Genomic DNA, 23,636 nt, shown 5'->3' on the forward strand with positions numbered 1-23,636 from the left:
GCGATGCTTTAACGGGTGCAGCTCCGCCTTGGAAGCAGGTCTTTGTCACCCGGAGTAATATACAGAGATAGCATATGGCATCGCATGTCACGGGAGTTGAGACTTCACCGCGTATGAGTGAGCAGAGATATGAAAGAATTTTTGATGACCGACGAGGACTTCAGCAGTATCTCTCGACGCGTTTATGAAACATGTGGCATTGTGCTTGGGCCCCATAAACGCGATATGGTGTACTCACGGCTTGCGCGCAGGGTGAGGGCGAACGGATTAAGCTCTTTTTCTGCCTACCTTGAATTTCTAAATGAAGATACGGATGCTGAGTTTAGCCACTTTATAAATGCCATTACGACTAACCTGACCTCTTTTTTTCGGGAGTCGCACCATTTTGATTTTTTGCATCAACAAGTGATCCCTCAGCTAAAGGAGAGGCATAAAACAGACAGGCGCATCAGGATATGGTCAGCTGGGTGTTCTACCGGAGAAGAGGCATACAGTATTGCTATGACAATCAGTAATGCGTTTCCAGCTGACTGGGATGTCAAGGTACTGGCAACTGATCTGGACTCCAACGTCTTGCACAAAGGGCAAGAAGGTATCTACAACAGTGCTTCTGTGACCGGCCTGACCGATGAGCACCTAAAAAAGTGGTTTATGTGCAGCCCAGATGGAAGCCAGTACAGAGTAAAAGATAAGTTGCGGGCAAGTGTGTACTTTAAACGCCTCAATTTACTTGAGCCCTGGCCTATGAAAGGGCCCTTCGATGTGATTTTTTGTCGCAATGTGCTGATTTATTTTGACAAGGCAACAAAGGACAGATTGTTTGAAAACTTCTACCAATTGCTGGCGGAGCAAGGCTATTTGTTTATTGGCCATTCCGAGACAATGGGCAAGGAGCATCTGGAGTTTAAAAACCTGGGGAAAACTATGTATCAAAAGGCAGCACAGATATGAATCAGTTTCAGCCAGTATTGCACGGCTTTGAGCATGTAAAACGATTCTGGGATTCTGGCAGGGGAGCTGTGGTGGCAAAAGTGCTACCAGGGGAGTTTTATGTGTCTAAAAGTGACGAACTGATTTCGACTGTCCTGGGCTCTTGTATTGCTGCATGCATTTATGATGAAAAACAAGGTGTTGGTGGGATGAACCACTTTATGTTACCTGGTGTAAAGGGCACCTCCTCAATTCATGCCGATGACCTCAACTGTCGCTATGGTAACTGGGCGATGGAATATCTGATTAACGAAGTGATTAAAAATGGTGCGAGGCGAGAAAACCTGAAAATAAAACTGTTTGGGGGAGGTAAGATCATCAGCTCGATGACTGATATAGGCATTGGCAATATCCGGTTTGCGGAAGCCTATGTTGAGGAAGAGCAGCTCACTTTGATTTCCCACGATGTCGGCGGCCCATGGCCGCGTAAGGTGGTATTCCACCCCCAAACCGGTAAAGCTCAGGTTAAAAAGCTACGTCAGATGCATAACGACACCATTGAAAAACGCGAGGTCAAGTATCTGCATGATATTGAAGAGCAAGGCAAACAAACTGATATTGAGCTGTTTTAGAGGGAAGGCATGATTAAGGTATTGATAGTTGACGACTCCCCATCACTCAGAGCGATATTAACGGCGGTTCTGGAGGCTGCCGATGATATTAAGGTGGTTGGTGCTGCAGAGGACCCTTATCAGGCACGAGACATGATTAAGCAGCTGAATCCTGATGTGTTAACGCTCGATATAGAAATGCCGAAAATGAACGGGTTGAGCTTTCTTAAAAATCTTATGCGATTGCGCCCCATGCCTGTGATTATGCTATCGACCTTAACGCAACAGGGCTCTCCCGCGACACTTGAGGCGCTCGAACTGGGTGCAATCGATTTTATTGCTAAGCCAACCTCCAATGTCGCTGAGAAACTCAATGCCTATGCAGAAAAGCTACATCAGAAAATAAGAATTGCTCGCCAGGCCAATCTCTACGCGTTTCGTGCAGAAAAAGATGCCAGTCAAATGCCGGTGTCTCAGCATGCGCAGTTTAAAAGCAGCGCCGTTTTGGCATTGGGGGCATCTACCGGTGGTACCGAAGCGCTGCGTGAGGTTTTGGTACGTTTACCCAAACATTGCCCTCCCATTGTGATAGCACAGCATATTCCACCTGTGTTTAGTACTTCGTTTGCATTGCGCATGGACCGTTGTTGTGATGTGCATGTGAAAGAAGCTGAGGACGGTGATGTCCTTATGCCTGGTCATGTGTTTATTGCGCCAGGAGATATGCACCTGAAAATCGTTCAAAAAAGTGGACGCTTACAATGCCAACTTTGTCAGAGTGAGAAAGTTAATCGGCATCGACCATCTGTTGATGTGTTGTTTGATTCTTTGTTGCCGTGGGCCAAGCAAGTGAGTGCAGGTCTGTTAACCGGTATGGGCAGTGACGGTGCAGCAGCTTTATTGCGCCTGAGAGAGGCCGGGGCAAAAACGCTGGCACAGGATGAAGCCACATCGGTTGTGTGGGGCATGCCCCGAGCCGCCGTTGAAATTCAGGCGGCTGAGAAAGTGGTTCCCTTGTCTAAAGTGACAATGGAGTTGCTTAATGCTGTGAAGCATCAGTAATAACCCACGGCTGCGAGTACCAATAGAACTGCCCGCTAAAGCGTTTAGACGGCGCTGTACAATTGTATCGCGAACGGCCACTCGGTAAAGGCTTGGAGGTTGTAATGGTCACTGTCATTGTTCCCTGCCAAGTTAACTCTGCTTTGCCTAAACCTGAAACAAAACAAGCAAACTGGTTTTGGTAGAAATCCATCTCTTTAAAAGTCAGTGTGATTGATGGGGTCCGATTAACCGTGACCGAGTCCTGATAGTCAGCTTTTGCAAGTGGAAATGCCAGCGAGTAAAGTTTGGTTTTCAAAGTGTTTAGATTGGCATAAATGCCGGATGCAGGAAATCGTGGCAGCCGGGTAAAGTCTGAGTCTGGCCCTGCTGCACCAGAATGTTGCCCAATCCCGACCAGGCCAAGTTCCGCGACCAGCTCCTGTAAAGGACGATCGAATTCGCCGTAGGGATAAGCGATATAAGGAAGGTCATGACCTATTTCTTCTTTGATCCTGGCCTGTGACCAGACCAAATCCTGACGGATCCGGCTACGCCATTGTGCCTGACTTTCTCCTGCCTTTTTGAGGTGTAAATAGTCATGTTGTGCACTGTGGTTGGCGATTAATGCGCCGCGTTTTGACAGTTGTCGTAGCTGCTCCCAGCTCATAACGTAGCCTTTCTTTTCATCGATAAGCTTAGGATTAACAAAAATTGTATAAGGGTAGCCAAACTGTTCAAGTACAGGTGCTGCGGCTTCCATATTGTTCAGGTAGCCATCATCAAAGGTGATGGCGACTGTTTTAGGCGGCAGGGTTTTTCCTGCTTGTAGCTGCTGAATAAGTTCATCTAACGCAATAACTGAGAACTGCTCCGACTTAAGAAAATTCAGGTGCTGGCGAAAAGTTGCTTCACTGACGCTGGTCACTGCCGGCAGTTTTTCACTGACATGATGATATTGTAGAATGACCGCGGCCAGGCCTGTTCGGGTATTGAATAAAACGAGTATAAGAACTAATACATGAAACCACTTAATCGAGCGCATACTTCCCACCATTTTCAGTTGCTTGCTATTGCTGCTCCGATGATTTTATCAAATATCTCGGTGCCCCTGTTAGGGTTAGTTGATACTGCAGTCATCGGTCATTTGAGTGACGCATATTATCTTGCCGGGATAGCACTGGGTTCTGGCAGTATCGCTTTGCTGTTTTGGCTGGCCAGTTTTCTGCGTATGAGTACTACGGGGGAGATTGCCCAGGCACATGGTCAGCAAGACTCAGGTCGGGCGTTGCAGTCACTTTCGGCCAGTATGAGCTTTGCTTTGGTATTTGCTTTGTTGCTGATAGTGTGTACGCCCTGGTTGCTTGAGCTCATAGCGGTGTTGTCCGGAGCAACGTCTCAGGTGCTTGAGCAAGCTGAGGTGTACTTCTCCATTCGAATTTATAGTGCGCCGGCGGCTATGCTAAATCTGGTTTTGCTTGGGTTTATGTTGGGGATGCAATACGGACGTGGCCCTTTCTATGTGGTGTTGTTTACTAATATCGTCAATATAGTGCTGGATGTACTGTTTGTGGTGGTGTTGGAGTTTGCCGTTGCAGGTGCCGCCTGGGCATCAGTGATTGCAGATTATTCGGCGCTGGTACTATCTTGCTGTTTGCTTCGCAAGGTGCTGAACGATGCTGGTTGGCTGTGGCAGCTCAAAGTTCCTAACCGAGAAGAAGTACAGCGCCTGCTACACCTGAATCGTGATATTTTCATTCGCTCACTCATGCTGCAGCTGTGTTTTAGCTTTATGACCTTTTATGGTGCGAGACTGGGTGAAGACATCCTGGCTGCCAATGCGGTGTTGCTGAACTTTCTGATGCTGGTGAGCTTCGCAATGGATGGCATAGCCTATGCTGTCGAAGCGAAAGTCGGGCAGGCAAAAGGTGCCCGGGATCTGACTATGTTAAGGCGTTGGATTCGCATCAGTTGCATCTGGGCAGCTTGCTTTGCGTTGTTATATACTGCGGTATTTACCCTTTTTGGTCCGTTTGTGATTGGTTTATTGACGGATATTCCTGCTGTTATCGATACTGCTCAAATATATTTGCCCTGGTTGATAGTACTCCCTTTAATTGCAACAAGCTGTTTTTTGTTTGACGGTGTTTTTGTTGGCCTGACCCGCGCAAAAGAAATGCGCAACAGTATGTTATTGTCTGCTGTGATCGGATTCTTTGTGCCGTTCTGGCTTGTCCAGCATTGGGGGAATCATGGCTTATGGTTTGCCATGAGCTGTTTTATGGGATTGAGGGGGCTAACCCTGATACTGAAGTACCGTCAGTTGAGTGCCAGACAGCAATTGCTGGAGTAGGGAAGCGAGTGAGACATTGTTAGCTACTCTTCAAAGGCTTTTTTAGCAGCTGCTTTGGCTGATTCACGTGCAGATAGCACCTGAGAAAAACGGTTGGCGAAAATACCTAAATAACCATAACCGGCAACACCCAGTGCGGGTACCAGAATCATCACTCCGGGCAGTTGCAGCCAGGGCTGATAAAAATAGCCTAAGGCAATCAACACCATACTCAGGGCAAATAAGGCAAGCCCTGAGAGGAAGAATCGCAGGCTACGCTTAGGGTGCGACCCTAAGCGATATATTAAATGCCGCATACGGATTTAGTAGTAGGAGTGATCGCCCCGTGAGTGTTCGGTGATGTCACGGACGCCGGTGATTTCCTCGAACTTAGCGATCATTTCTTTTTCGATGCCTTCTTTGAGTGTGACATCGATCATAGAGCAGCCGTTACAGCCGCCGCCAAATTGTAATACGGCAATGCCCTCGGCCGTGATTTCTACCAGGCTGACCTGGCCACCGTGATTGGCCAATTGAGGGTTTACTTCAGTCACCAGCATATGCTCGACACGTTCTTCCAGTGACGCATTGTTGCTGAGCTTTTTCGCTTTCGCGTTAGGCGCTTTAAGGGTCAGTTGGCTGCCCATTTTATCAGTGACAAAGTCGATCTCTGCTTCTTCAAGGAAGGGGGCACTTTCTGCGTCGACAACGGCATCGAATCCATTGAATGGTAAGCGGATATCGCTGTCTTCAACGGCATCGGCTGGACAATATGAAACGCCACATTCAGCCTGAGCTGTACCTGGGTTTACGACGAATACGCGGATGTTTGTACCATCGGCTTGATCGGCCAATAGCTTGGCAAAGTGTGACTGAGCTGTCTCTGAAATTGTGATCATAATCTACGCTATACTTGACTAAATTACTCGGTTAATCCCTATGATACTCCCCTCATCTTGTTGTAGCTAGTGTTGGGCGTAAAAATTTGCAGCAACTCGAGCCTCATTGCTAGCGTACTGGCTGGTTAAAAATTGCCGGAGTAGATGGAGTAACTATGTATCGCCTGTTAATCGTGCTGTATGTGTTGAGTTTGCAACTCAGCGCCAAGCCACTGAGTTTTTATTTTGATGACACACAACAATTTGATCCACTCATTCCAAAACCACATGAGGTGCTGGGATATGAAGTTGGAGAGTGGCATGTGCGTCCGGAGCAATTGGTACACTACTTAAGCAAGTTGGCAGAGGCTAGCCCGCGGGTATCAATAAAGACCATAGGTCACAGCCATGAACATCGGCCACTGGTATTGCTGACCATTGCTAATGAAAACCGGCTTAAAGACATAGAGGCGGTAAAAAATGCACACCTGAGCGCGCTTGAACAATCACTGCCCCGTAAAGAGGCGCCGGCCATTGTCTGGCTCGGTTATAGTGTTCACGGCAATGAACCGTCGGGCAGTAACACGGCCATGCTGGTGGCTTACTATCTGGCGGCTGCTCAGGGGGAGAAAATAGATGCTTTGTTGCGCGATACCGTGATATTGCTAGACCCGTCACTGAATCCGGACGGATTAGCGCGGTTTGCTAACTGGGCTAACAGTCATCGCGGTCAGGTATTATCAAGCGACCCGCAACACAGAGAGCATGTTGAAGGTTGGCCCTCTGGCAGAACCAATCACTATTGGTTTGACTTAAATCGGGACTGGCTGTTGCTGCAACATCCAGAATCACAGGCACGGATCGCAGCATTTCATGAGTGGAAGCCTAATGTTTTAGCTGATTTCCACGAAATGGGTCCTAACTCAAGCTACTTTTTCCAGCCTGGGATCCCATCGCGCACGCATCCACTGACACCCGAGCGCAACCAAAGTTTAACTGCGGCCATTGGTCAGTTTCATGCAGATGCACTGGACCAGACCGGTCAGCTGTATTTTACTCAGGAGAGTTTTGACGATTTTTACTATGGCAAAGGGTCAACCTACCCGGATATCAATGGATCGGTGGGTATTCTGTTTGAGCAAGCCAGTAGTCGTGGTCATGCACAGGAGACCATTAACGGCTTGCTGACCTTTCCACAGACGATCAAGAACCAGCTTATTACCTCATTTTCAACAATTCAGGGAGCGGCTGCGAACCGTCAGGCACTACTTGATTACCAACAGCACTTTTATTCAAGTGCGCTCAAAGAAGCAAAACAACAAGACTTTCAGGGGTATGTGGTGTCGGCTGGTAAAGATCCATATCGGTTAGAGCAGTTTGTTGCGCTACTGAGCCAGCATCAGGTGAAGACGCATCGACTGGAAAAGCCGTTGAAAATTAAAGCACATCAGTTTAAGGCTGGGGATCTTTACATCCCATTGGCGCAGCCTCAGGTTCGTCTCATCCTGGCCATGTTCAGTGAGCAAACGCATTTTAAAGACAATACATTTTACGATGTATCGGGGTGGACTTTGCCACATGCCTACGATCTGGACTTTGCGCAGGTCACCAGTAGTTGGGGCCTGAACGTCAGTGACACTCAGTGGCAGCCGGCCGCCTTGAGCGAACCAGAGCCGTTGTCTGGTAAAGCGTACGCTTATGCTTTTTCATGGCAGCATTATCTGGCACCTAAGTTACTCAACCAGTTATTGACACAAGGGTTGGAAGCGCGTGTTGCATTGCAGTCATTCACTGCCAGATTGGCAAACGGAGAACAACATTTTGATGCCGGCACGATTGTGATCCCTGCAGGGCTGCAAAACCAGGATGACTGGCAGCACTTGCTGACAAAGCAGGCGAGGGAGCTCGCTATTCCACTTACAACCATCAACTCAGGTCTGACGCCTCAGGGTATCGATTTAGGTTCTCGTCGTATGATGCCGCTGCGCAAGCCTGAAGTATTATTGGTGGGTGGTCAGGGTACCAGCCAGTATGAAGTGGGCGAAGTCTGGTATCACCTCGACAGACATGTGGGGATTGCGCCGAGCATCATTGAGCTGCATCGTCTTGAACGGGTTGATCTGAGTCGCTATAGCCACATTGTACTGGCCGATGGCCGCTATTCAGCGCTGAGTAAAAAAGCGCAAGCTGCCATTATCAGTTGGGTCCATAAAGGCGGTGTGATCTGGGGTCATAAGCGCGGTGCGCAGTGGCTGATAGAACACCAGTTGCTCAATGCCAAGGTCATCGGCAGTAAAGAAATGCGCGAGGCATTCGATACGAAGGGACTGCGTTTTGAAGACAAAGAACAGCTGGCTGCACAACAGCGTATTGCAGGCGCCATTTTTGAGACTCACTTAGACCTTTCTCATCCGCTGGCATTCGGTTTTGAGAACAGCACCTTACCTGTATTCAAAAATAGCAGCTGGCTGATTGAGCCCAATGAAGCCCCGTTCCTTGATGTCGCAATGTATCAACAACAGCCGCTACTTGCGGGTTATGCCGACGATCGCAATGTCTCACAAATCGCAAAATCGGCCGCTCTGGTTGCTGACACCTATGGAAATGGAGTGGTAATAGCGATGACGGACAACCCTGTTTTTCGCGGTTTCTGGTACGGTAGCAGCCGACTGTTTAATAATGCACTCTTTTTCGCACACGCGGTTCATTAGGCTGGTGTCAGGCACGTAGCACATGCCCAGATCTGTTCAGCGCCCGCGCGTTGACAGAGCTGGGCGGCTGCATTCAGGGTTGCCCCTGTGGTGAGCACATCGTCAACCAACAAAATACGTCTGCCAATCAGCGTTCCCGATAAGGTAAAAGCCTGGAGCTGGTTTTGCAATCGAGCCCTGCGATTTAACGATTGCTGGGCTCGGGTCATGCGCTTCGATAAAACAGGCAGAATCGATAACTGGGGTTCAAGTACACGGCCCCAGGTCTGCATTACCTGATTAAAGCCACGATTGATAAGGCGGTGCCTGGGCAAAGGGATAATAATGGCGGCATTCGCATCAATCAGTTGCTCCTCACAGTAGCATTGCCACTGATGCGTGATGACCTGACGCAGCAGGCTCGCTGCATGGTTCCTCTGATGCAGTTTTAACTCACATAACCAACGTTTAAGTGCACCACGATACCAACCACAGGCGATCAGTCCATCACAGTAGGGCAAGCTGAACTGAGCTTGTATATCAGGGCGTAATAGCAGGTTTCCTTCTGCGGGAGAGAAAAGAGGCAGGGCCTCGAGACATGACACACACAGGCCTGTGGTGTCTGTTGGGCAGCGGCAACAAGCGCACTGGCAGGGGAACAGAGCTTGTGTGATTGCACTGGATAATGACATTGCTTTCCATCCTTGAATCGCTATCATAGCGACAAGTTTGGTTGAGGAAGTGAGTTAATGCAAAGCGAAATTGTCCTATTGCACGGCTGGGGAATGAATAAACAAGTATGGCAGCTGAGCATTGAACAGCTTCAGCAGGCACAGGCTTTGCCTGTCCGTGCGGTGAATTTACCTGGCTTTGGCGGCGCGGCGTTTCCTGAGCATATCTCCACCTTGGATGAGGTTGCGGATGACATTGCAGCTCAGTTGGATAATAACTCTGTGCTGGTTGGCTGGTCTTTGGGTGGACTAGTGGCCCTTAATCTGGCGCATCGATATCCAGAAAAAGTCGCCAAACTTGTGTTGGTGGCATCTAATCCCTGCTTTGTGGAGCTGCCAGACTGGCCAGGGATTAAACCGAAAGTGCTGGCAGGGTTTAAACAAGCATTGGCCGATGACAGTGCCAAAACCATAGAGCGATTTCTCGCGATTCAGGCTATGGGCAGCGAACATGCCCGGGACGATATTAAACAATTGCGTCAGCTGTTAGGTCAGCTACCAGCCCCGAATTCCAGCGCGCTCAGCCTTGGGCTGGATGCATTACAAAGCTGTGACTACCGCACTGAGTTTGGTGCACTCAGCCAGCCTGTATTCGGGCTTTTTGGTCGCCTCGATGCACTGGTACCGAGCGATGTGATTGAGCGAATGGCTGCACTCAATCCGCAGTTTAAGGCGTTTACCTTTTCCAAAGCATCACATGCGCCGTTTATTTCCCACAAAGACGAGTTTGTTACTCATTTAAAATCAATTCTTTAGTTTTCTACGATGGAAAAAGCGGCAATTTTTTGCCGCCTTTACTTTATTTCGTCTATAAATTGAGCAATAATTAGGTTGAGATTTTCTAACTTTAGGGCGAGATATGGCAGTCAATGATATCCTCAATGCAGGTGTTCAGGGTTTTGAGTTTGCCCGCCAAAGTGCCGAGCAAGCCGCAGCCGACATTAATAAGGCAACACTGGACCAGCAGAGCGAGCAGCAGGTTGCACAGCAACGACAACTTCAGGGCGCATCCAGTAATGAAGGCGTCACCGCACCTGTGGGACAACCTCCCAGGTTAGACGAAGCCGTGGTTGACCTAAAGGTAGCTGAATTTAATGCTAAAGCGAACGCGCAGACTATTCGTACAGCTGACGAAGTATTGGGTACTTTGATTGATATTAAAGTGTAATGAATATAGTAACGCCACCCCCGGCGATGAACCTAAACACGGCGAACGTCTACACTGAGACGGCGCAACGTGACAATCAACTCCGCGAGGTTATTCCAAAACCTGCGCCGGTCTCCCCTGCGTTTACTGAAAACAAGCCGCTATCTGACGGTGAAAAACAAAAAACATTTTCTGCCGATGATTCCGGCCTGTACGATAGTACAGGTCAGCTTAAAGATGGTAAGACGATTGAAGAGCGTCAGGAAGGGGAACAAGGTGAGCAGGGCAATCAACAGGAGCAGCAAGACCCGCAGGAGCTAAGCGATCGTGAACAGGCGGAACTGGAAGCAGAGCAAGCTCAGATACAAGAGCTAAAAGATCGGGATCGGGAAGTGCGTCTGCACGAAGAAGCACATGCCAGAGTGGGTGGTCAGTATGCAGGGTCGCCCAGCTATGAATATCAACGCGGTCCGGACGGCAACAATTATGCTGTCGGTGGCGAAGTGATGATCGACGTGGCGCCCACCGGGGACCCGCGTGAAACCATAGACAAAATGCAAACGGTTCGTGCAGCAGCGTTAGCGCCGGCAGAGCCTTCGGGTGCAGACAGGGCTATCGCAGCAGATGCAACGGCCAAAATTGCACAGGCTCAGGCTGACCTGGCCAAACAATCTATCAGTGGTGAAGAAGCGGATGAAAACAACAATCGCGTTGTGGGGTATCAAACTCGTCGTCTGAATGAAGATGAGTTAAGCGAGCAGCAACCTGAATCCGCGCGATTGGAAGAAGAGGTAGACCCCTTTGCTGTAGCACTGCCTATCGACAGGGATCCTGAAATAGCGTCACGGGCACTGAGAATAGAAGGCTTTTACGGTCATGTTGCCAAGCCCAAAGAAGCGTCTCAGCTATCGGTGGTAATTTAAATAGCAAATAAGCCTAATCAGTCCAACGACACAGGCCCGCTTATGCGGGCCTGTGTCGTTGTGTGTGTCAGCAATTACTTTTTCAGCTTGGCAAAGGCTTCAGCAAAGGCATTGCCCATTGCTGCGTTGCCGTTGTCGCGACGATTGTCACGTCGAGTGTCTTTGCGCTGTGCGGGTCGTTGAGACTTGCCTCCGGGCTTTTGCGCGGCGGGCTTACTCTGCTTTTGTCCTGCGCTTGCCGGGATCTCATCGTTTAGTCGCATGGTAAAGCTGATCCGTTTACGGGCTACGTCTACTTCAATGACTTTAACTTTAACAATGTCACCCGCCTTAACCACTTCTCGTGGATCTGAGATAAACTTGTCCGTCAGTGCTGAAATATGAACGAGTCCATCCTGATGTACGCCAACATCGACAAAGGCACCAAAGTTTGCCACGTTTGATACCACGCCCTCTAGGGTCATGCCAACCTTTAGGTCGGAAATGGTCTCTACCCCGGCTTTGAACTGAGCCGTTTTAAACTCGGGACGAGGATCGCGTCCTGGCTTGTCCAGCTCGCCCAGAATATCAGTGATGGTTGGCACACCAAACTTGTCATCGACATAATCGGCAGGATCCAGTTTGCCCAGTACATCACTGTTACCTATCAGTGCGGCGACATCCAGTGATTTACTACCGCAGATTTTTTTCACCACAGGGTAAGCCTCAGGGTGAACCGCTGAGGCATCCAGAGGATCATCACCATTGGCAATGCGCAAGAAACCCGCTGCCTGTTCAAATGCTTTTGGCCCCAGACGCTCGACCTGTTTCAGCTGTTTACGGTTGCTAAATGAGCCATTGGTATCCCGAAATTTAACGATATTGGTTGCTAACGTTTTATTTAACCCTGACACACGCGTTAATAGAGGCACTGAGGCTGTGTTGACATCGACACCAACCGAGTTTACGCAGTCTTCTACAACGGTCGTTAGCGTCTGGCCCAGCTGACTTTGCGATACATCATGTTGATACTGGCCTACACCAATCGACTTAGGCTCAATTTTAACCAGTTCAGCAAGTGGGTCCTGTAATCGGCGAGCGATCGACACGGCACCACGTAACGAGACATCCAGATCCGGAAATTCATTGGCAGCAAACTCCGAAGCGGAGTAGACCGACGCGCCTGCTTCACTGACCATGACTTTAGTGAGCTTCAGCTCACTGGCGGCTTTCAGCAGCTCGGCGGCTAGTTTGTCTGTCTCGCGAGAGGCCGTGCCATTGCCAATGGCAATCAGCTCCACTTTGTGCTGACGACACTGTTGTTCCAGTGTACGCAGAGATTTATCCCAATGATTTTGTGGCGCGTGTGGGAAAATTGTAGTGGTTGCCAGTAACTTGCCCGTCTTGTCGACAATGGCAACCTTACATCCGGTTCTGAGACCTGGATCTATCCCCATTGTCACACGCGGTCCCGCGGGAGCCGCCATCAGTAGATCTTTGAGGTTTTTGGCAAAAACATCAATGGCGCCTTGCTCAGCAAATTCACGGGTAGCACCCAGCATTTCATTTTCAAGATGCGTGGCCAGTTTGATTTTCCAGGCCCACTGCACAACGGTCATTAACCAGCTACTTGCAGCGCGGCCCGACACGTCCAGACCATAGTGATCCGCTATCATCTGGGCACAATATTGTTGGGGGTCTTCTGCTTGTGGTTCCGGGTTGATAGACAGCTGCAGAATGCCTTCGTTGCGGGCTCTGAGCATGGCGAGCGCACGGTGAGACGGGACCCCTGCCAGTTTTTCGTCGTGTTCAAAGTAGTCACGATATTTACTGCCTGCGTCTTCTTGGCCTGGAACAACACGGCTCTGTAAGTAGCCATGTTGCTTTAACTGGTTTCTGAACTTGCTGAGTAATTTTGCATCTTCTGCAAAGCGTTCCATCAGGATGAACTTGGCACCATCCAGCGCTGCTTTACTATCCTCAATGCCCTTCTCGACATTGATATAGGCTTCAGCCGCTTGTTCGGGTGCCTGATCCGGATCGCTGAACAGTAGATCGGCCAGTGGCTCAAGCCCTGCTTCAATGGCAATCTGGCCCTTGGTACGGCGCTTGGGCTTGTAGGGTAAGTATAAATCTTCCAGTTCGGTTTTGCTTTGTACCTGTTTAAGCTCTGCCGCTAGTTGCTCAGTGAGCTTGCCCTGCTCATCTATGGTCTTGATAATGAAAGCCCGGCGTTCTTCTAACTCCCGCAGATAGCCCAGGCGCTGTTCGAGTAAGCGCAGCTGAGTGTCATCCAGACCACCGGTTACCTCTTTACGGTAACGGGCTATAAACGGAACGGTCGCACCTTCATCCAGTAGCGCGGTAGCAGCATCCACTTGCTGTTGTGATGCGTTTAGCTCAGCAGCTAAACGGGCTGAGATATTGCTCATGCAAAATCCTTATATAGTTCAATTGGCTAGCTCTATTTCTTGGCCAGCATTTGCGGTCATCATATCATATCTGGAACGGATGTGGTCAGGCAGTGTAATCGATCTTATTGACGTACCACAGCATCTCCCCTTGCGGGGTTTTTACACTGTATTCTTCATCAACTGACTTCCCGAGTAGTGCTCTTGCCATGGGAGAATCGATAGAGATGTAATCATTCCGCTCGTAGATTTCATCCGGCCCTACAATACGAAAACGCTTAACTTCGCCATCGTCATTCTCTATTTCGACCCAGGCACCAAAATAGACCTTACCTTGTTGCTGCGGCGAGTACTCTACAATTTTCAAGTCTGGCAAGCGTTTACGTAAATAGCGGACGCGGCGGTCTATTTGGCGTAGTAAGCGTTTGTTAAAAGTATAGTCGGCGTTTTCTGAGCGATCGCCTAAACTTGCTGCCCAGTTAACGATCTTGGTCACTTCCGGGCGCTTTTCAAACCATAAGTGATCGTGTTCCTGCTGAAGCTTTCGATAGCCTTCAGGTGTAATTAGGTTGGTTTTCATCTTGTGCATACTAGGGTGAAACGTCGACATATGTTTAGTGTACTCCGGATCTGGGTGCATACCAATTCCACGAAACTCGGGATCTGTATGGCCAAACCGGGGGCACACCTGTAACGTTCGGTAACAATCTTATTCTGTGTTTATGGTGTCTAAGCGTTTTATTTTCAATTATATTTAGGGTCAACTAGAGAAAAAATAAGAAGAATGCCAATGGGGAATGAAACCACTAAAGTGTTAGTCGTTGACGATGATATGCGTTTACGCAGCCTGCTGGAGCGATATCTGGTTGAGCAGGGCTTTATTGTTCGCAGTGCTGCTAATTCTGAACAAATGGACAGATTGCTTGAACGTGAAAACTTTCATCTGATGGTGTTGGATCTCATGTTGCCAGGGGAGGATGGCTTGTCTATCTGTCGTCGCCTCAGGCAAAAAGAAAATGAAATACCCATTGTCATGTTGACGGCAAAGGGAGATGAAGTTGATCGTATCATTGGCCTGGAGCTGGGCGCAGACGATTATTTGCCTAAACCATTTAATCCGCGTGAGTTATTAGCACGGATCAAGGCGGTGTTACGTCGCCGCGCTAAAGAAGTGCCTGGTGCGCCAGCGGTCGAAGAAAATGAAGTCGAATTCGGTGCCTTCAAACTCAACCTGGCAACCCGGGAAATGCAAAAAGGTGATGCAACCATCGCCCTGACCAGTGGCGAATTTGCGGTGTTAAAAGCGCTGGTGAGCCATCCCAGGGAGCCGCTGAGTCGTGACAAGCTGATGAATCTGGCCCGTGGCAGAGATTATAGCGCACTGGAGCGCAGCATTGATGTTCAGGTTTCGCGCTTGCGCAGAATGATTGAAGAAGATGCCTCTAACCCCCGTTATATTCAGACAGTCTGGGGCCTGGGTTATGTTTTTGTCCCAGACGGCGAGAAGTAAATGAGTATCCTGCCTCGTAGCGCATTTGGACAGACGGTATTTTTTGTCGGTGCGCTGCTGCTGATCAACCAGATTGTTTCCTACATCACAGTGACCCTGTACGTGTTTAAGCCGACCTTTGAACAGGTTAACCTGATGCTTGCCAAGCAGGTTAAAACGGTGTTCATTGATTGGGAAGAAGGCGTTGAGGTCGACTCCACTTTATCGGAAAAATTTTTTGAGATCACAGGTATCGAGGTTATGGCTCAGCGCGAGGCGTACCGCAACGGGCTTGGAGAGGCCAGGGAATATACTCTGCTATCGCGCAGTATGTCTGAACAGCTCAATGGGTCTGCCCGGGTGCGGATCAGCCAGGGCGACCCCGTTGTTTACTGGGTAGAAGCACCTCAGGCACCGGGTTATTGGGTTCGGGTGCCGCTCACTGGTTTTTCTGAAACCAAAATGGAATTTCTCGTATTCTATCTCTCCAGTATCGGCTTTTTAAGCGTACTCGGCGGCTGGCTGTTTGCTCGGCATCTGAATAGGCCGCTTAAGGCCTTACAGATTGCGGCCAGTCGGGTTGGAGTCGGTGATTTTTCTACCCGCCTGGTTGAACATGGCTCCACGGAGGTTATCGAAGTAACTCGTGCATTTAATAAAATGTCCAAAGGGATCGCAGAACTTGAGAATGATCGACGTTTGTTGATGGCGGGTGTATCCCACGATTTAAGAACGCCATTGACGCGTATCCGTTTAGCGACAGAAATGATGTCGGATGAGGAAGCCTATTTAAAAGAAGGAATTATCGACGATATTGAAGACATGAATGCCATCATCGATCAGTTTATTGAGTACCTGAGACATCATAACAGTGGAGAAATGGTGTTGGATGATGTCAATGCGGTTGTTGAAGAAGTTGTGCATGCCGAACAACAGCATCAAAGAGAAATCGTCCTGACAACGACGGCAAATATCCCCGCCGTCATGATGAACCATGTTGCACTGAAGCGCGTGGTTACTAATATGATTGAGAACGCCATCCGCTATTCTGAGGACAAGATAGAGGTGATGACAGAATTCAGTGCTCGTCATAAAGCGGTGTTTATCAAAGTGAAGGATCGGGGCCCCGGGATCCCGGAAGAGGAGTTAGAATCGCTCTTTGAGCCGTTTAAGCAAGGTGATCTGGCGCGGGGGAGTGAAGGAAGTGGTTTGGGCCTGGCTATCATCAAGCGGATAGTGTCCACCCACGGCGGAAAAGTGCGCCTGCGCAATCGCAAAGAAGGCGGCCTGAGTGCGGAAGTCATGCTGCCGGTCGCGAAAAAATTCGGTGCCATCAATTCTGCACCTGAGCAGTCAAAGCCCGGTGAATAAACGCGACTTATCTTATCTGCCTGGCTGTTTGAGTGCAGTAACCAGAGCTCAGCTGCTTAGTATCATTGGGCAGTGCTTTGAGGGGATAGAGCCAGAGGCCTATTTTGCTTACTACTTTGAGCAAGACGGGCCAATTCATCGGCGGCTGAGACTCTATTACAGTGAAGCCGGTGAGCTGGCTGGGTACTGTTTGCTGACCTTCGATGACGGCCATCAAGCGTTTTGCGTGATTGGCGCATCGGCCGGGTTTTTACCGCAGTTTCGGGGTAAGAACAATACTTTTTCTTTTTCTATTCTTGAGGTAACCAAGGTTTATTTGCGCCGGCCCTGGCGCACTTTGTTATATGCAGATACCATGCTTAGCCCTGCCATGTTCCGGGCTATGGCAAAAAACATTGCCACGGTTTATCCAACCGCGACAGGCTCATCGAAGGAGTCTCAATTGTATCAGGCGTTAAATCCAACTGGGCTTGAGAGTGATGTGAATGGGATGCAGTGTCTTAAAGTGGTGGGGCGAAAAACACGTTATTCAGCTGCAGAAGTGGCTCAGTTTAAAGCCAGTAACAAAGCAGAAATAGCCCATTACTGCACTGTGAACCCCAACTTTGATAAAGGGGTGGCGTTACTTGCCGTGATCCCGGTGACCTTAAGGCAGCTCCTCGCCACAGCCTGGAAACAGCTTAAAAATACGTTCTAGTCGGGCTGTGCTCGATTTCAGTTCTACCCTAAATTCAGGCATAAAAAAACGCCCAACGAGGGGCGCTTTTGATAAAGGAATCTGAATCTAAGTCAGCTTAGCCACGCGGGCCTGCTGATTTGATGGCTTCAGAGACATCGTATTTTGCGAAGTTGGCTTCGAAGTCTGCAGCCAGCTTAGACGCATACTCAGCATATTTTGCTTTGTCTTCCCAGGTGTTGATTGGGTTAAGCAGTTTGCTGTCTACACCTGGTACAGCAACCGGTACGTCCAGGTTTAGCGCGTCAATGTGTTGTGTTTCTACGCCTTCCAGTGTGTCGTTAACGATAGCATCAATCACAGCACGTGTGGTCGGAATATCGAAACGCTTACCAATGCCGTAAGGACCGCCAGTCCAGCCAGTGTTAACCAAGTAAACTTTTGAGTTGAACTCACGTACACGCTTCATCAGAAGCTCAGCATAAACGCCTGCCGGACGCGGGAAGAAAGGTGCGCCGAAACACGTTGAGAAGGTTGACTCGATGTCTGACGTAGAACCAATTTCTGTTGAGCCCACTTTGGCAGTATAGCCGCTCAGGAAGTGGTAAGCTGCTGCTTCTTCAGACAGAATAGACACTGGAGGTAGTACGCCGCTCACGTCACAAGTCAGGAATACTACTGCACGAGGCTCACCGGCACGGTTTTCTACTTTACGCTTTTCAACGTGCTCAAGCGGGTAAGCTGCACGGGTATTTTGTGTCAGGCTAGTGTCATTAAAATCAGGAACACGTTGTTCATCCAGTACTACGTTTTCAAGGATGGTACCAAACTTGATTGCGTTCCAGATAACCGGCTCGTTCTTCTGAGACAGGTCGATACATTTTGCGTAACAACCGCCTTCGATGTTGAAAACACTGCCAGGTGCCCAGCCATGTTCATCATCACCGATCAGGAAGCGTTTAGGATCTGCCGACAAAGTCGTTTTACCTGTGCCAGACAAACCAAAGAATAATGTGGTGTCGCCTGCTTCGCCTACGTTTGCACTACAGTGCATTGGCAGTACGCCCTTCGCTGGTAACAGGAAGTTTTGTACAGAGAACATAGACTTTTTCATTTCACCGGCGTAATGCATACCTGCGATAAGCACTTTGCGCTCTGCAAAGTTGATGATCACTGTACCGTCGCTGTTTGTTCCGTCGCGCTCAGGGTCGCAAACGAAAGAAGGTACATTCATCACCTGCCATTGGGGTAAATCAGCTGCATTGTATTTTTCAGGCTCGATAAACATGTTCTTGGCAAAAATATGGTGCCAGGCTGTTTCTGTTGTTACAACAACGGGTAAATAGTGTTCAGGATCTGAACCCACTTCAAGGTGAGAGACGAAGTGGTCGTTGCTGTTCACGTGTGCTTCTACACGGGCCCACAGCGCGTTGAATTTGTCTGCATCGAATGGGCGGTTAACGTTACCCCATTGGATGTCATTTTCTGTGCTTGGCTCTTTAACGATAAAACGGTCGTTAGGTGAACGCCCTGTGCGGCGGCCAGTTTTTGCTACAAAAGCTCCATTTGCGGCCAAAGTCCCTTCACCACGGCGGATGGCGTGTTCGACAAGTTCAGCTGCAGTTAAATCGACAAAACGAGTAGCGCTTGAAGTCATGTTTATACCTAAATGTGAGAATTGAACGGGATAGCTCTGGAGAAGTTTCACCAAAAGCTGAAATCATAGTAACAGATGAAATTCAGATATTCGAGCCCTGAAACGGGGTAAAACGCCATAAATTTGTCAAAAAAATCGAATAATTTCAATGATACCGGTGTCATGAAATGTGACCTTAAAATGACACCGGTATCAATTTTTAGCGACAAAAAAGCCGCCAAAATGGCGGCTTGTCTCCAATTTGATAAAAGTAGCCTGGCTAATTAAAAATTGCCTTAATATCTTGCTCCTCAAATCGGTAATTTTTCAGGCAGTAATGGCAGCTGATATTGATCTCACCCTGCTTTTGAACATCGTCAAGCAAAGCATCTCGGCCAATATTGACCAAAGCGCTGATGGTTTTATCGCGGCTGCAACCGCAGACAAAATTAATTTCCTGTGGCTCGAACAACTGTGGGTTATCTTCGTGATATAAGCGTGTTAGTACTGTTTGCGCGTCAAGTGTAAGCAACTCCTCATCTTTAATGGTGTTGCTGAGTGCTTCCAGATGGGCAAAATCTTCTTCCGACTTGGCTTTGTCTACCGGCAGCACCTGTAAAAATAGTCCAGCTGCTTTAGCGCGCTCGCCACTGACATCGGTAGCGAACCACAAACGAGTCTTCAATTGTTCAGACTGAACAAAATAGTCTTCCAGGCAGGCTGCCAGGGTCTCGCCACTCAGTGGTACAACGCCCTGATAGCGCTCGCCCTTATCTGGAGTAATGGTGATCACCATATAGCCTTTGCCCATCAGATCCTGAACATTGCTGCCTGTGACTTCACCCTGCAGGCGGGCAATGCCACGCATATTTTGCTTGTGGTCACCGTTGATGGCAGCGTATTTGACCGGTCCATCACCTTGCAATTGTACTGTGATGTCGCCTTCAAACTTTAACGTGGCGGTCAGCAGGCTGGACGCAAGTAGTAGTTCACCCAACAGGGTTTGCACTTCCTTCGGGTAGTCATGGCCACTGATAATGTCATTAAAGGTGTGTTCAATTTGTACGAGTTCGCCACGTACATCGAGTTGATCGAAAATATATCGATGAAGTAAATCTTGTTGCATCAATTCAGATCCTAGCTAGATTTCAGTTTGAGCAGTTCGCGACGCTGCTTTTTATCTGGTTTATGCTCGGGGCGCGGTGCAAAAAAGCTGTTATTTTTGCGCGCGATGGCGTTTTGCGCCCGTTTTTCAAGGCTGGCTTCGGATTCCACATAGAGTGTCTGAGCGATAGGCGCACTCTGGCGCTTTTCTATTAACTTCAGCACGGTGATCTCCTTCTCATCGAAGCCCTGTGCCAATTTTATCACCGCACCAACATCAACCGTTCGGCTGGGTTTACAGCGCTGGCCGTTGTAGTGTACCTTGCCACCCTGGATCATCTCTCGGGCTATGGTGCGGGTTTTATAAAAGCGTGCCGCCCAGAGCCATTTGTCCAGGCGTACTTTCACTTCGCTTAGGTTGTTTTCTTGATTGACTTTTGTCACAATTCGTTAACTAATGCCCAAAGCTAATTTAATCGGTGAAATTTAACACATTTGATGAGGCAAAAAAAGCATCTGGACACGCTCTGATGTGGTTACATCTCAGCCACAAGCACTGTTAATACTGTGTTCAGGTAGGTATCCTAAGTTGTACCTATTTACTTTAAAGTTTCATATACGCGTGCTTGTTGAATCGAATTCGAGGCGGTACACTGAGGCGCTCAACAGAATAAGAATATGACATATGGAATTACAGCTACAACAGTTGCAAAAATTAATACATGACTTACCCCATGCGAAGCTTAGCCGCCTGGTGGTGTATTTGGCTGTTGTGTATATCGCATTTCTTTGTGCTAAGTTATTTTGGCTGCTCTGGCCAGTTCCTCAGACTCAGCCTTTGCCCACTCAATCGCAGATGTACGCGCAAACCTCAGCTGCGGTAAGCAGCCAAACCATTCTTGGCCACAACATATTTGGCAAGGCAAACGAAAAAACCGTTGTTGAAGCGCCCAAACCAGTGATTTCTGATGCGCCTGAAACGCAACTAAATGTGCGGCTGACGGGCATCGTTGCGGTCAGCCAGAATGATGCAGCAGGTCTTGCTATTATAGAATCTCAGGGTCGCCAGGAAACCTATGTGGTGCAGGATCCCGTTAAGGGGACGCGTGCCAAACTGGCTCAGGTACTGCCTGATCGAGTCATCCTGGACGTCAGTGGTCGGTTTGAAACCCTGATGCTGGACGGTATTGAGTTTAGTCGTCAGGTTGCCACGCCGGTACAATCTCGTCGTACTGCTAACCGCAACCAGCCAAAACAGATCAGTGACAAAGCCCGTGAAGAGCTAAAACAGCGCCGTGATGAGTTGCTGGCCGAGCCGGGCAAATTGTTCGACTACATTCGTATTTCGCCTGAGCGACGTAATGGCCAGCTGGTTGGCTATCGTTTACGTCCGGGCAAAGACCCTGAACTGTTTAAGAAGATGGGGCTTAAAAATAACGATCTCGCCATTGCTATTAATGGCTTCCAACTCACGGATATGAAACAGGCTATGTCAGCGATGAATGAGCTGAGAAATAGTACTGATGCCAATATCACGATTGAACGTGACGGCCAGACTGTCGATGTGCAATTTAGCCTGTAAAGACTATAATTTTGGAGTTATAAAAATCATGGGTAGAAAGCTACACCTCACAAAAATCAAAAAAGGGTTAGCTAAGTATGCAGCTCTGTTATTTGCGGCTGGATTGTCCTTGTCTGTTTCTGCGGTTGAGTATGCGGCCAACTTTAAAGGCACTGATATTAACGAATTCATTAATATCATCAGTAAGAACCTCAATAAGACCATCATCATCGACCCCAATGTTCGGGGCAATATTAATGTCCGCAGCTACGAGCTGATGGACGAAGCGCTGTACTATCAGTTTTTCCTCAATGTACTGGAAGTGTACGGCTATGCGGTCGTAGAGATGGAAACTGGGGTGCTCAAAGTTGTGCGCAGCTCAGATGGTAAAAAAGCCAATGTACCTTTAGTGGGTGACGGTGACATTGATAACGGCGATGTGATGATCACTCGGGTTGTTGAGGTTAAAAACGTCAGCGTACAGGAACTTGGCCCGCTTATTCGCCAGTTCAGTGACCAAAAAGATGGTGGGCACGTCACCAACTTTAACTCTGCCAACGTCATGATGTTGACAGGCCATGCCGCCTCGGTAAATCGATTGGTCAGCATTATCAAGTCGGTGGACCAGGCAGGCGACCAGCGTGTTGACATTGTACGCCTGAAGCATGCAACGGCTGATGACGTGGTGCAGGTTGTCGAAAAAATTTATAAAGACGGTGGTAAAAACCAGGTACCACAGTTTTTGATCCCTAAGATCGTTTCAGACAACCGTACTAACAGTGTGGTGGTCAGTGGTGAGGTACAAGCCCGTACCCGCGCGATCGAACTAATTAAACGTCTGGATGAAGAGCTGGAAAACCAGGGCAATACCCAGGTTTTCTACCTCGATTATGCGAAGGCTGAAGAGTTGGTTAAAGTGCTGCAAGGGGTGAGTAAAACCCTGCAGGAAGAAGCGCAAGGTGGTAGTAAAACCCGTACTCGCAACAACCAAAATGAGACTAGCATCGAAGCCCATGAAGATTCTAACTCACTGGTGATCACGGCACAGCCGGATACCATGCGATCACTGGCCAACGTCATCGAAAAGCTTGATGTGCGTCGAGCGCAAGTTCTGGTTGAAGCCATCGTGGTAGAAGTACAGGAAGGGGATGGTATCAACTTTGGCCTGCAATGGATCACCGAAAAAGGCGGTATGTTGCAGTTTAATAATGGTACCACCGTTCCGGTTGGGGCACTGGCTGTAGCAGCTGAGCAGGCTCGTGATAAGACGGTTGTTCGTACTCAGGCTGGTACAGAAGATCCGAAAAATGTGGTCGAATACAACGAAACCGTTGAAGGTGATCTAGGCGCGCTGGGTTCCTTGCTGGGTGGCATCAATGGTCTGGCAATGGGCGTTGTGAAAAACGACTGGGGCGCGATCATCCAGGCCGTATCAACCGATACCAACTCGAATATCCTTGCAACACCTTCTATTACAACCATGGACAATGAAGAAGCATCCATGATTGTCGGCCAGGAAGTGCCTATCATTACTGGCTCAACTGCCAGTGAGAATAACTCGAATCCATTCCAGACGGTGGATCGTCAGGAAGTGGGTGTGAAACTGAAAGTCACCCCACAAATTAATGATGGCACAGCCGTACAGCTAACCATTGAGCAGGAAGTTTCCAGCGTCAGTGGTGCAACCGCGGTTGATATCTCAGTGAATAAACGCGCTATCAATACGACTGTCATTGCTGATGACGGCGGTATGGTCATCCTGGGTGGTCTGATTGACGAAGACGTACAGGAAAGTGTTTCTAAAGTTCCGTTACTGGGCGACATTCCGGTGCTGGGCCATCTGTTTAAGTCAACCAACACGACCAAGCGTAAGCGTAACCTGTTGGTCTTTATTCGTCCGACGATTGTTCGTGACAGCCGCAGCATGAACGAACTGAGCCATGCTAAGTACAAGTTTATCCGTGGTGAACAGACTAAGCAGCGTGAAGATGGTATTGATCTGATGCCGCTGCAGGATGCGCCAATTCTGCCGCAGTGGGACGATGCGATGGTGCTACCGCCAACGTATGAAGAGTTTCTGAACGAGCAAAACGAGAAGAACAATGACTGAGGCGGTACAGGAACTG

Annotated in this window: 22 protein-coding genes; 13 read left to right on the top strand and 9 right to left on the bottom strand. The window is 48.8% G+C overall.

Features of this window, described 5'->3' with window-relative positions; genetic code table 11:
- Positions 1–129 precede the first annotated feature (129 nt).
- From ACXAH1_RS21425 to ACXAH1_RS21435, 3 genes are read left to right on the top strand one after another with little or no spacing between them, the layout of a single operon-like run.
- The gene (locus tag ACXAH1_RS21425; RefSeq protein ID WP_138543029.1) at positions 130–951 is read left to right on the top strand and encodes a CheR family methyltransferase; all 822 of its coding nucleotides are present in this window, start codon (positions 130–132) and stop codon (positions 949–951) included.
- Positions 948–1,562: a chemoreceptor glutamine deamidase CheD gene (cheD, locus tag ACXAH1_RS21430; RefSeq protein WP_253110485.1), complete on the top strand. Its 615-nt coding sequence runs from the start codon at positions 948–950 to the stop codon at positions 1,560–1,562. The genes ACXAH1_RS21425 and cheD overlap by 4 nt, the downstream gene beginning before the upstream one ends.
- A gap of 9 nt (positions 1,563–1,571) precedes the next feature.
- Entirely contained in the window at positions 1,572–2,603 is a 1,032-nt protein-coding gene (locus ACXAH1_RS21435) for a protein-glutamate methylesterase/protein-glutamine glutaminase (RefSeq protein ID WP_253110488.1), read from the top strand.
- On the opposite strand, the gene ACXAH1_RS21440 is transcribed toward ACXAH1_RS21435, so the two are convergent.
- Entirely contained in the window at positions 2,581–3,627 is a 1,047-nt protein-coding gene (locus tag ACXAH1_RS21440) for a polysaccharide deacetylase family protein (protein ID WP_475199499.1), read from the bottom strand. The genes ACXAH1_RS21435 and ACXAH1_RS21440 overlap by 23 nt on opposite strands.
- Positions 3,628–3,666: 39 nt before the next feature.
- On the opposite strand from ACXAH1_RS21440, the gene dinF reads away from it, so the two are divergent.
- Complete coding sequence (dinF, locus tag ACXAH1_RS21445) at positions 3,667–4,935, top strand: MATE family efflux transporter DinF (protein WP_475199566.1); 1,269 nt, start codon at positions 3,667–3,669, stop codon at positions 4,933–4,935.
- A 23-nt stretch (positions 4,936–4,958) separates the two neighbouring features.
- Here dinF and ACXAH1_RS21450 read toward each other — a convergent pair whose 3' ends face one another.
- Both ACXAH1_RS21450 and nfuA read right to left on the bottom strand, forming a co-directional pair.
- Entirely contained in the window at positions 4,959–5,231 is a 273-nt protein-coding gene (locus tag ACXAH1_RS21450) for a hypothetical protein (protein ID WP_475199501.1), read from the bottom strand.
- A 6-nt stretch (positions 5,232–5,237) separates the two neighbouring features.
- The gene (nfuA, locus tag ACXAH1_RS21455) at positions 5,238–5,813 is read right to left on the bottom strand and encodes a Fe-S biogenesis protein NfuA (RefSeq protein ID WP_046007063.1); all 576 of its coding nucleotides are present in this window, start codon (positions 5,811–5,813) and stop codon (positions 5,238–5,240) included.
- Between the two features lie 155 nt (positions 5,814–5,968).
- On the opposite strand from nfuA, the gene ACXAH1_RS21460 reads away from it, so the two are divergent.
- Complete coding sequence (locus ACXAH1_RS21460) at positions 5,969–8,503, top strand: M14 metallopeptidase family protein (protein WP_475199506.1); 2,535 nt, start codon at positions 5,969–5,971, stop codon at positions 8,501–8,503.
- Here the strand turns inward: ACXAH1_RS21460 and ACXAH1_RS21465 are convergent.
- Positions 8,500–9,174, bottom strand: a complete 675-nt coding sequence (locus ACXAH1_RS21465) for a ComF family protein (RefSeq protein ID WP_475199509.1) — start codon at positions 9,172–9,174, stop codon at positions 8,500–8,502. The two genes, ACXAH1_RS21460 and ACXAH1_RS21465, sit on opposite strands and share 4 nt — an antisense overlap.
- Before the next feature lie 57 nt (positions 9,175–9,231).
- Here ACXAH1_RS21465 and bioH point away from each other — a divergent pair, with 57 nt between their 5' ends.
- The 3 genes from bioH to ACXAH1_RS21480 all read left to right on the top strand — a co-directional run bounded on the left by bioH (position 9,232) and on the right by ACXAH1_RS21480 (position 11,283).
- Positions 9,232–9,969: a pimeloyl-ACP methyl ester esterase BioH gene (gene bioH, locus ACXAH1_RS21470; RefSeq protein ID WP_475199511.1), complete on the top strand. Its 738-nt coding sequence runs from the start codon at positions 9,232–9,234 to the stop codon at positions 9,967–9,969.
- 103 nt (positions 9,970–10,072) lie between these two features.
- Entirely contained in the window at positions 10,073–10,381 is a 309-nt protein-coding gene (locus ACXAH1_RS21475) for a hypothetical protein (protein ID WP_046007059.1), read from the top strand.
- Positions 10,381–11,283, top strand: a complete 903-nt coding sequence (locus tag ACXAH1_RS21480) for a putative metalloprotease CJM1_0395 family protein (RefSeq protein ID WP_475199515.1) — start codon at positions 10,381–10,383, stop codon at positions 11,281–11,283. Before ACXAH1_RS21475 ends, ACXAH1_RS21480 begins: the two co-directional genes overlap by 1 nt.
- Positions 11,284–11,357: 74 nt before the next feature.
- Here ACXAH1_RS21480 and ACXAH1_RS21485 read toward each other — a convergent pair whose 3' ends face one another.
- The gene (locus ACXAH1_RS21485; RefSeq protein ID WP_475199519.1) at positions 11,358–13,694 is read right to left on the bottom strand and encodes a Tex family protein; all 2,337 of its coding nucleotides are present in this window, start codon (positions 13,692–13,694) and stop codon (positions 11,358–11,360) included.
- Positions 13,695–13,779: 85 nt separating this feature from the next.
- Positions 13,780–14,253 (bottom strand): transcription elongation factor GreB, encoded by a 474-nt coding sequence (greB, locus tag ACXAH1_RS21490; protein ID WP_046007056.1) that lies wholly within the window; start codon positions 14,251–14,253, stop codon positions 13,780–13,782.
- A 210-nt stretch (positions 14,254–14,463) separates the two neighbouring features.
- Here greB and ompR point away from each other — a divergent pair, with 210 nt between their 5' ends.
- Genes ompR through ACXAH1_RS21505 form a run of 3 tightly spaced genes read left to right on the top strand, consistent with a single transcriptional unit; the run spans position 14,464 to position 17,230 of the window.
- Positions 14,464–15,183: an osmolarity response regulator transcription factor OmpR gene (ompR, locus tag ACXAH1_RS21495; protein ID WP_253110528.1), complete on the top strand. Its 720-nt coding sequence runs from the start codon at positions 14,464–14,466 to the stop codon at positions 15,181–15,183.
- Positions 15,184–16,533, top strand: coding sequence for a two-component system sensor histidine kinase EnvZ (gene envZ / locus ACXAH1_RS21500; protein WP_475199525.1), 1,350 nt, complete (start codon positions 15,184–15,186; stop codon positions 16,531–16,533).
- Positions 16,526–17,230, top strand: coding sequence for a hypothetical protein (locus ACXAH1_RS21505; protein WP_475199528.1), 705 nt, complete (start codon positions 16,526–16,528; stop codon positions 17,228–17,230). Before envZ ends, ACXAH1_RS21505 begins: the two co-directional genes overlap by 8 nt.
- A 97-nt stretch (positions 17,231–17,327) precedes the next feature.
- Here the strand turns inward: ACXAH1_RS21505 and ACXAH1_RS21510 are convergent, their stop codons facing one another.
- The 3 genes from ACXAH1_RS21510 to hslR form a co-directional block, all read right to left on the bottom strand.
- Positions 17,328–18,866: a phosphoenolpyruvate carboxykinase gene (locus ACXAH1_RS21510; RefSeq protein WP_138543042.1), complete on the bottom strand. Its 1,539-nt coding sequence runs from the start codon at positions 18,864–18,866 to the stop codon at positions 17,328–17,330.
- A 259-nt stretch (positions 18,867–19,125) separates the two neighbouring features.
- Complete coding sequence (gene hslO / locus ACXAH1_RS21515; RefSeq protein ID WP_475199529.1) at positions 19,126–19,971, bottom strand: Hsp33 family molecular chaperone HslO; 846 nt, start codon at positions 19,969–19,971, stop codon at positions 19,126–19,128.
- 11 nt (positions 19,972–19,982) lie between these two features.
- Positions 19,983–20,393, bottom strand: coding sequence for a ribosome-associated heat shock protein Hsp15 (hslR, locus tag ACXAH1_RS21520; protein ID WP_253110553.1), 411 nt, complete (start codon positions 20,391–20,393; stop codon positions 19,983–19,985).
- 241 nt (positions 20,394–20,634) lie between these two features.
- Here hslR and gspC point away from each other — a divergent pair, with 241 nt between their 5' ends.
- The gene (gene gspC / locus ACXAH1_RS21525) at positions 20,635–21,531 is read left to right on the top strand and encodes a type II secretion system protein GspC (RefSeq protein ID WP_253110556.1); all 897 of its coding nucleotides are present in this window, start codon (positions 20,635–20,637) and stop codon (positions 21,529–21,531) included.
- A 28-nt stretch (positions 21,532–21,559) separates the two neighbouring features.
- The gene (gspD, locus tag ACXAH1_RS21530; RefSeq protein ID WP_475199531.1) at positions 21,560–23,620 is read left to right on the top strand and encodes a type II secretion system secretin GspD; all 2,061 of its coding nucleotides are present in this window, start codon (positions 21,560–21,562) and stop codon (positions 23,618–23,620) included.
- Positions 23,621–23,636: the final 16 nt, after the last annotated feature.

It is taken from the genome of Pseudoalteromonas sp. AWH4_217 (genome assembly GCF_056161105.1).

Coding starts and splice junctions, on each gene's coding strand:
- hslO (WP_475199529.1), bottom strand. CDS start 19,971: ATGCAACAAGATTTACTTCATCGATATATTTTCGATCAACTCGATGTA.
- ACXAH1_RS21450 (WP_475199501.1), bottom strand. CDS start 5,231: ATGCGGCATTTAATATATCGCTTAGGGTCGCACCCTAAGCGTAGCCTG.
- ACXAH1_RS21440 (WP_475199499.1), bottom strand. CDS start 3,627: ATGCGCTCGATTAAGTGGTTTCATGTATTAGTTCTTATACTCGTTTTA.
- ompR (WP_253110528.1), top strand. CDS start 14,464: ATGGGGAATGAAACCACTAAAGTGTTAGTCGTTGACGATGATATGCGT.
- gspD (WP_475199531.1), top strand. CDS start 21,560: ATGGGTAGAAAGCTACACCTCACAAAAATCAAAAAAGGGTTAGCTAAG.
- ACXAH1_RS21465 (WP_475199509.1), bottom strand. CDS start 9,174: ATGTCATTATCCAGTGCAATCACACAAGCTCTGTTCCCCTGCCAGTGC.
- ACXAH1_RS21475 (WP_046007059.1), top strand. CDS start 10,073: ATGGCAGTCAATGATATCCTCAATGCAGGTGTTCAGGGTTTTGAGTTT.
- bioH (WP_475199511.1), top strand. CDS start 9,232: ATGCAAAGCGAAATTGTCCTATTGCACGGCTGGGGAATGAATAAACAA.
- ACXAH1_RS21460 (WP_475199506.1), top strand. CDS start 5,969: ATGTATCGCCTGTTAATCGTGCTGTATGTGTTGAGTTTGCAACTCAGC.
- nfuA (WP_046007063.1), bottom strand. CDS start 5,813: ATGATCACAATTTCAGAGACAGCTCAGTCACACTTTGCCAAGCTATTG.
- envZ (WP_475199525.1), top strand. CDS start 15,184: ATGAGTATCCTGCCTCGTAGCGCATTTGGACAGACGGTATTTTTTGTC.
- gspC (WP_253110556.1), top strand. CDS start 20,635: ATGGAATTACAGCTACAACAGTTGCAAAAATTAATACATGACTTACCC.
- cheD (WP_253110485.1), top strand. CDS start 948: ATGAATCAGTTTCAGCCAGTATTGCACGGCTTTGAGCATGTAAAACGA.
- ACXAH1_RS21510 (WP_138543042.1), bottom strand. CDS start 18,866: ATGACTTCAAGCGCTACTCGTTTTGTCGATTTAACTGCAGCTGAACTT.
- ACXAH1_RS21425 (WP_138543029.1), top strand. CDS start 130: ATGAAAGAATTTTTGATGACCGACGAGGACTTCAGCAGTATCTCTCGA.
- ACXAH1_RS21485 (WP_475199519.1), bottom strand. CDS start 13,694: ATGAGCAATATCTCAGCCCGTTTAGCTGCTGAGCTAAACGCATCACAA.
- ACXAH1_RS21435 (WP_253110488.1), top strand. CDS start 1,572: ATGATTAAGGTATTGATAGTTGACGACTCCCCATCACTCAGAGCGATA.
- dinF (WP_475199566.1), top strand. CDS start 3,667: ATGATTTTATCAAATATCTCGGTGCCCCTGTTAGGGTTAGTTGATACT.
- greB (WP_046007056.1), bottom strand. CDS start 14,253: ATGAAAACCAACCTAATTACACCTGAAGGCTATCGAAAGCTTCAGCAG.
- ACXAH1_RS21480 (WP_475199515.1), top strand. CDS start 10,381: ATGAATATAGTAACGCCACCCCCGGCGATGAACCTAAACACGGCGAAC.